Source organism: Salipaludibacillus keqinensis, assembly GCF_003226325.1.
In the GTDB taxonomy this organism is placed as follows: Bacteria; Bacillota; Bacilli; order Bacillales; family Salisediminibacteriaceae; genus Salipaludibacillus; species Salipaludibacillus keqinensis.
Genome location: NZ_PDOD01000008.1, coordinates 21,296 through 28,192 on the forward strand (window position 1 = coordinate 21,296; position 6,897 = coordinate 28,192).

General features: G+C 40.4%; 8 protein-coding genes and 1 other RNA gene. All 9 read left to right on the top strand.

The window, feature by feature from the left end; translation table 11 throughout:
* The first annotated feature begins 10 nt into the window (after positions 1-10).
* Positions 11-913 carry an oligopeptide ABC transporter permease gene (gene opp4C, locus CR194_RS19965; protein ID WP_110612395.1) on the top strand — a complete coding sequence of 301 codons (903 nt, stop codon included), beginning with the start codon at positions 11-13 and terminating at the stop codon, positions 911-913.
* A 168-nt stretch (positions 914-1,081) separates the two neighbouring features.
* Positions 1,082-1,576: a tRNA adenosine(34) deaminase TadA gene (tadA, locus tag CR194_RS19970; RefSeq protein WP_110612397.1), complete on the top strand. Its 495-nt coding sequence runs from the start codon at positions 1,082-1,084 to the stop codon at positions 1,574-1,576.
* Between the two features lie 53 nt (positions 1,577-1,629).
* Positions 1,630-1,794, top strand: a complete 165-nt coding sequence (locus CR194_RS19975) for a YycC family protein (protein ID WP_110612399.1) — start codon at positions 1,630-1,632, stop codon at positions 1,792-1,794.
* Between the two features lie 145 nt (positions 1,795-1,939).
* Positions 1,940-2,205: signal recognition particle sRNA large type (ffs, locus tag CR194_RS19980), an RNA gene on the top strand.
* 330 nt (positions 2,206-2,535) lie between these two features.
* On the top strand, positions 2,536-4,281 hold the full coding sequence (gene dnaX / locus CR194_RS19985; RefSeq protein ID WP_110612401.1) for a DNA polymerase III subunit gamma/tau: 1,746 nt from the start codon (positions 2,536-2,538) through the stop codon (positions 4,279-4,281).
* 32 nt (positions 4,282-4,313) lie between these two features.
* Positions 4,314-4,625, top strand: a complete 312-nt coding sequence (locus CR194_RS19990) for a YbaB/EbfC family nucleoid-associated protein (protein ID WP_110612403.1) — start codon at positions 4,314-4,316, stop codon at positions 4,623-4,625.
* 252 nt (positions 4,626-4,877) lie between these two features.
* Positions 4,878-5,474: a recombination mediator RecR gene (gene recR, locus CR194_RS19995; protein ID WP_110612405.1), complete on the top strand. Its 597-nt coding sequence runs from the start codon at positions 4,878-4,880 to the stop codon at positions 5,472-5,474.
* Between the two features lie 71 nt (positions 5,475-5,545).
* Positions 5,546-5,761 (top strand): DUF2508 family protein, encoded by a 216-nt coding sequence (locus CR194_RS20000; RefSeq protein ID WP_110612407.1) that lies wholly within the window; start codon positions 5,546-5,548, stop codon positions 5,759-5,761.
* A 224-nt stretch (positions 5,762-5,985) separates the two neighbouring features.
* Positions 5,986-6,252: a pro-sigmaK processing inhibitor BofA family protein gene (locus CR194_RS20005; protein ID WP_110612409.1), complete on the top strand. Its 267-nt coding sequence runs from the start codon at positions 5,986-5,988 to the stop codon at positions 6,250-6,252.
* The last annotated feature ends 645 nt before the right edge of the window (positions 6,253-6,897 follow it).

Genomic DNA, 6,897 nt, shown 5'->3' on the forward strand with positions numbered 1-6,897 from the left:
GGGTGTTTATATGTCAGCAATAGATGCAAAAAAAGCAGAAGAATTAGAGAAACAAGCAAAGAAGCAGTCACCTTGGGCGATTGCTCGACGTAAGTTACTGAGGAATAAATTGGCAGTGATTAGTTTAGCCTTTCTCGTTATCGTCACCCTTTTGGCATATTTAGCTCCTTTTATAGCTCCATTTGATCCAGCAAGGGTAGACATTATAAACAGAAATTCACCACCAGGAGGAGATTACCTCCTAGGGACGGATAATGCCGGTCGGGATATTTGGACCTCTCTCCTTTACGGAGCTCGAACATCTCTTACAATTGGGTTCGTTTGTATGTTTGCTGTGGTGACCATTGCTACAGTTATTGGGTCGATCTCCGGATTTTACGGTGGATGGGTAGATGCAATCTTAATGCGATTTACAGATTTCATGATGAATTTCCCGTTCCTTGTATTTGTTATCGTTTTAGCATCTATTTTCCGAGACTCAGGTATTTGGGCCCTTATTATCGTTTTGAGCGTGCTGTCTTGGACTGGAGCTGCCAGGGTTGTGCGAAGTAAGATGATGACCGAAAAAGAAAATGAATACGTGATGGCAGCTATCTCCATTGGAGGTACACCATTTAAAGTCATTCGCAAACACCTATTACCGAACGTCATGACGACAATCATTGTACAAGCAACACTTTTGTTAGCTGTCATGATCGTGGCTGAAACAGCACTTAGTTTCTTAGGTTTCGGTGTTCCATCGGGTACACCAAGCTGGGGGAACATGATGCAAGAAGCTAGACAGCCTCACGTCATTCGAGGTATGTGGTGGATTTGGGTACCGCCTGGTTTAGCTATTACATTCACGATTCTTGCAATTAACTTTATTGGTGAAGGGATTAAGGATGCTTTTAACCCTAAATCATTACGTTAATTAACTGAATGAAATTTTCACGAGGTGGAGACCTGATCTCCACCTTTTTTTAATCGCTAGCCCTTGAACAAGAAGGTTATCGATGAAGAATGATCGTCTATGAATTTGCCTTCCAAGGGAAAACATCGTACAATTTTCTTGCTGATAAGAAAGGGTTAGGAGGTGTCCATGAAGACTTCCAATGAAAAAGAAGATATTTACTATATGAAAGAAGCGATCATAGAAGCTAAAAAAGCGGAAGTGTTGGGAGAGGTTCCAATCGGAGCTGTGATTGTGAAAAAGGGTGAAATCATCTCCCGGGGGTTTAATAAACGTGAGCAACATCAAGCAGCAACAGCCCATGCAGAGTTGATAGCCATTGAAAAAGCATGTGAAACGTTGGAAAGTTGGCGTCTAGAACAGTGCACACTCTACGTTACTTTGGAGCCCTGTCCCATGTGTGCAGGAGCCATTGTCCAGTCCCGAATCTCTCGTGTGGTCTTTGGGGCGTCGGATCATAAAGCTGGTTGTTGTGGAACGTTAATGAATCTGCTCGATGAACCTAGATTTAATCATCAATGTCCTGTTTCAAGTGGAGTCCTAGCTGAAGAGACAGGCATGATGCTGACCGATTTCTTTCGACGCCTCCGGGCTAAGAAGAAACAGAAAAAAGAACACGATTAAGGACAAAGAATGATAGGGTATAGGTAAATATCATTTGAAACGGAGGGATCCAAGTGAGACCGAACCAAATTTCATTAGAAACAGCGCAGATGATCTCAAGGAAATTGAATATGCCATTAGAACATGTGATGCATACACCTCCACATATTCTAATGGAGAAATTAAAGCAAGTAGAAGAAGGGGAGTCCTCTAAAACCTCAGACGACAAAGAGAAATAATAGTATGAAGTATAATTAGGGGTTTTTCCTCATTTGGGAAAAAATATCTTCCTCCCTTTCGAGTCTAACTATTGCAATTATAGTAAAAAACCACTATACTAATATTTGCGTCGCTGATTGACGCCTAAAATTATTATCAACTTTGTCGTGCTAAGCGGGGAGGTAGCGGTGCCCTGTACTCGCAATCCGCTATAGCGAGGCCGAATCCCTTTCCGAGGTTACAGGTTCTCATGGTCTGCCCTGAGTAAGTGGTGTTGACAACCGGGTTCCGCGCAACGGAATCCCGTGAATCCTGTCAGGTCCGGAAGGAAGCAGCAGTAAGCGGGTCGTTCCGTGTGCCGCGGAGTTGCCTGGTTCGAGCAAACTGCTCAGGTAACGCTTGAGAGGCTGTGATCGAAGAAAGGTGCACGGCATTTTATTTTAATAAAGTTTTGAAAGCTATCCAATTAGGATAGTTTTTTTTATTGGCAAAACGATACAAAGACTAACTTGTACTCGTTTATATATTCAGAAAAGCTCTCTATATCTAAGTTAAAAGGAAAAGGGTATCAAAGCTACAGGTTGTTCTAGAGTACTCGTTATAAGTTAGAAAGATATTTATGACAGATTCATTTTGAAATCCCCTCTCTGAATCGGTATAATAGGAATGAACTGAGAAATCGAACGGTCAATGTCCATTCTTGTTTTAACGGAAGGATAAAGTAATTGCAGAGGTTGAGGAAAGAAGGAAGGTTGAGAGCCATGAGTTATCAAGCATTATATCGGGTGTGGCGTCCTGCCCAACTGAGAGATGTGGTCGGCCAAGAACATATAACAAAAACTTTAAAGAACGCTTTGCTTCAAGACAAATTCTCTCATGCTTACCTCTTCACAGGACCTCGTGGGACAGGCAAGACCAGTGCAGCGAAGATCATTTCAAAAGCCATCAACTGTGAAAAGGCTCCAGTGGATGAACCTTGTAATGAATGTACCACGTGCAGAGGGATCCAAGATGGAAGCATTGTGGACGTGATTGAAATAGATGCGGCCAGTAACAATGGAGTCGATGAAATTCGAGATATTCGAGACAAAGTGAAATTTGCACCAAGTGCCGCCCGGTTCAAAGTGTATATTATTGACGAAGTGCATATGCTTTCAACAGGTGCTTTTAATGCTCTTCTGAAAACATTAGAAGAGCCACCTCGCCACGTCATTTTTATTTTGGCGACAACAGAACCACATAAAATACCTTTGACGATCATTTCTCGTTGTCAGCGGTTTGACTTCAAGCGGATCTCTGCTTATTCAATGATAGAGCGAATGAATGAAATTATTGAAAGTACAGAGGTTAGCGTTGACGAAGAAGCGTTAGCGCTTATTGCTAGAGCGTCTGAAGGTGGCATGCGGGATGCACTAAGCCTGCTTGATCAGGCAATTTCTTATTCCGATGAGTCTGTGACAGCGGACAATGTGTTATCGATTATCGGTGCCGTTTCCCAACAACTGATTCATCAAGTCGTTCAGTCGGTTTATTCAGGGAGTGTGGGTGAAGGGTTAGAAGCGATTGATCTATTAATGAAAGAAGGAAAAGACCCGACCCGTTTTATTGAGGATTTAATTTTCTTTTTCAGAGACGTATTAATGGTGAAAGCGGCACCTCATCTCGATGAATCGAAGGATCGTCTTGCAGGGGACGAAAGGTTTAAAGAGATCGTTCACCAGCTAGACGAGGCTTGGATCTTTGCGATTATGGAGCGACTTAATCACTTCCAGCAAGAAATGAAGTGGGCTAGTCACCCTCAAGTATTCTTGGAAATGTTCATTGTGCAAGCGTGTCAAAAAGCGAGCGGAACACCTTCTGAGCAGGTGAAAGGAGCGTCGTTACAACTTGAAGATAACGGAACAATCCTACAGTTACAAAAGAAAGTTCAAGAATTGGAGACGGCGTTACGGGCGATCCAAAGTCAAGGTACACAGATAAACCAAAGCACGCAGCAAAGTTCTGAACCGACACGTTCTAAACCGCGCCAAGCTCAAAGTAGTGCCAAAAGTCGAGCTCATGTGAATAAAGTGAAAGAAATGCTGTCCGAAGCGACTAAGCAGCATTTGCAACAAATCACTTCTAGTTGGGGTCAAGTCATTGAGCAAGTGAAACAAAAAAGTGTCCCCGCATCTGCTTGGTTAAATGATTGTAAACCTGTAGCTTGTTCAGAAGGACAATTTGTTCTAGCTTTTCGAAATGAAATGCATCGGGATATGGTAGATAATAAATTTAGAGAGATTGTGGAAGAGGCCGTCACTATAGTTGCTCAAAGAGACATGAACATGTTGACGCTTTTAGTTTCCCATTGGGATGAAATCAAAGAAGCCTACTTAAAAGAGCAGAAGCAACATAGTGAAGGGACTTCTTCAAAAGAGGGTCAAACTGAACCAGCACCTGAAGAAAACCCGTTAATCGATGAAGCTGTTAAATTAGTCGGCCGAGATTTAATGGAAATAAAAGATTAATTTAATCATAATTAAAGAGAGGGAGATACAAAATGAAAAATATGGGTAATATGATGAAACAGATGCAAAAAATGCAAAAAGACATGGCTAAAGCGCAAGAGCAACTGAAGGACGAAACTGTTGAAGCGACAGCAGGAGGCGGTATTGTAAAAGTTATTGCCAGCGGAGAAAAGCGAATCTTAGATATTCAGATTAACGAAGAAGCTGTTGACCCAGACGATGTAGAAATGCTTGAAGACTTAGTTTTGGCAGCCACAAATGAAGCTTTAACGAAAGTAGACGAAGTTGTAAATGAAAAAATGGGCAAATTCACTAAAGGAATGAACCTTCCTGGGATGATGTAAGTCTCTTAATTACAAATATAGTGGAGGGCTATTGAGCTGAAATGAAAACTCTGGAAATAGTTCTTCATTTAGTTAGAGAGCTAACCTTTCAAAGGTGGATAATTTAAAGTGAATGGCACTTTCTTGCTTTATTTAGGAAAAGACTTGGTGGTCATACCAAGTCTTTTCTATAGTTAGAAATCATTTTGATGAAGTATAAACAACGAATGAGTGTTAGTACTGAATTCAAAATAACAAAGGAGGCTAAGAATCATGCAATACCCACAACCGATCTCCAAGCTAATTGAAGGATTTATGAGGTTACCGGGCATCGGTCCGAAAACCGCTGCAAGATTAGCCTTTTATGTATTAGATATGAAGGAAGACGATGTTCTTGACTTTGCAAAAGCCCTCGTTAATGCTAAAAGAGAGTTGACATATTGTTCGGTTTGTCACCATATAACGGACACAGACCCTTGTCGTATATGTGATGATAACAGTCGAGACCAATCAATGATCTGCGTTGTTCAAGAAGCGAAAGATGTGATCGCAATGGAAAAAATGAGAGAATACGGCGGACTATATCACGTATTACATGGATCGATTTCGCCAGTGGATGGCATCGGTCCAGAGGACATTTTCATTCCTGATTTACTTAAACGCCTTCAAGATGATCAGGTTCAGGAATTGATCATCGCAACGAACCCTAATATTGAAGGAGAAGCTACGGCGATGTATATTTCAAGACTCATCAAACCGACAGGAATGAAAGTAACAAGGCTTGCACACGGCCTCCCTGTAGGTGGCGATTTGGAGTATGCCGACGAAGTGACTTTATCAAAAGCGATTGAGGGTCGTCGAGAAATTTAAAGGAATTGCAGTAAAGGTTAAAGCTTTCATTAAATCAATAAGATAAATCTAATAACAAGGCGGGATATGACATGTTTAAGAAAAAGAAAAGAAAACTTCGCCGACAAAAAGATGAAGAACTAATTGGTTTGCTAGATCGGATAAAAACAAAATCAGATCAACAAGAATCCTATTTAAAGAACTCCATTCACCATGATGGTTACACTGACAGCATGGCACGTCTTGAGAAAGCAAAATACTTATTTCTATTAAGAGAAGCGAGAGTTCGAAAGACGACTTTTTACTAAATCCCTTTAAAGAAGGAGTTATTGCAGAAAACGTTCGTAATTGAATAAGTCCAGTGAAGGCACAACTGATTAAAGCTTGTTCTATTTATTCATAAGTAGTCATAGAAATAGATTAAATTGAACGTTTCTTCATATGACAGCGGGAATCAGGGTGACCACTGTCCTCTAGTTAGAGATGAAGGGAATGACAGTTTAATCATTACTTATGAAGGAGATGTTCTTATATGGAGCCTGTTGTTGTATTATCTCTGCTTGCTGCCATGGTCTTTCTATTACTTGTGCTAGGAGCACCGGTTAAATCTATGAAATGGTTGGGGACAGGAGCCATACGCGTTTTAGTAGGAGCGTTGATGCTCTTTTTTCTAAATATGTTTGGCGGTATCTTTGACTACCACTTGCCTATTAATCCCTTCACTGCTGTTGTGTCAGGTTTTTTAGGGGTTCCAGGTATTGTTGCCCTGATCTTCACGGATTTGTTAATTATTCGATAACGGCTTTTGAGCCGTTATTTTTTTTGTTTCCTTAAATTGAACATAATCTATCATGTAATGATTCTTGTTATAAAATAGGTGAATACTCCTTTTCTTGAGATAAATCATTAAGATACTCTCCATGCAGTCATCAACCGGGATCCAATACGATGCCTTACCGAAAAGCTTTTCATAGATTTTAAAAATTCCAATGAAGGCATAATAGAGCCTATTAGTTATGAATTTCTTTTGATAATATCCCCTTTGGAAATAGGGTTTTCACCACATAAAGCTTTTTCTTTGAATAAATTAAACATTTTTTTCGTAAAATCGTTGACTTCATTTTTACAGCGTGGTATATTATTACTTGTCGCCAACGAGGAAGTCATTCAGACATCCTGGAAGCGAAAAAAAGTTTCAAATAGTTGTTGACTTAACAAAACGCCATGTGGTATATTAGTTAAGTCGCAAAAAAACGACAAACGAAACAGTGACCTTTGAAAACTAAACAAAAAGCCAAGCGAAGTGGGATATTTTAAAATATCCCGTCAATGAAACAAATTTTTAACTTTTTGATGTCAGAGACATCAAACTTGATGATTAGTCATCGTACTTTATCGGAGAGTTTGATCCTGGCTCAGGACGAACGCTGGCGGCGTGCCTAAT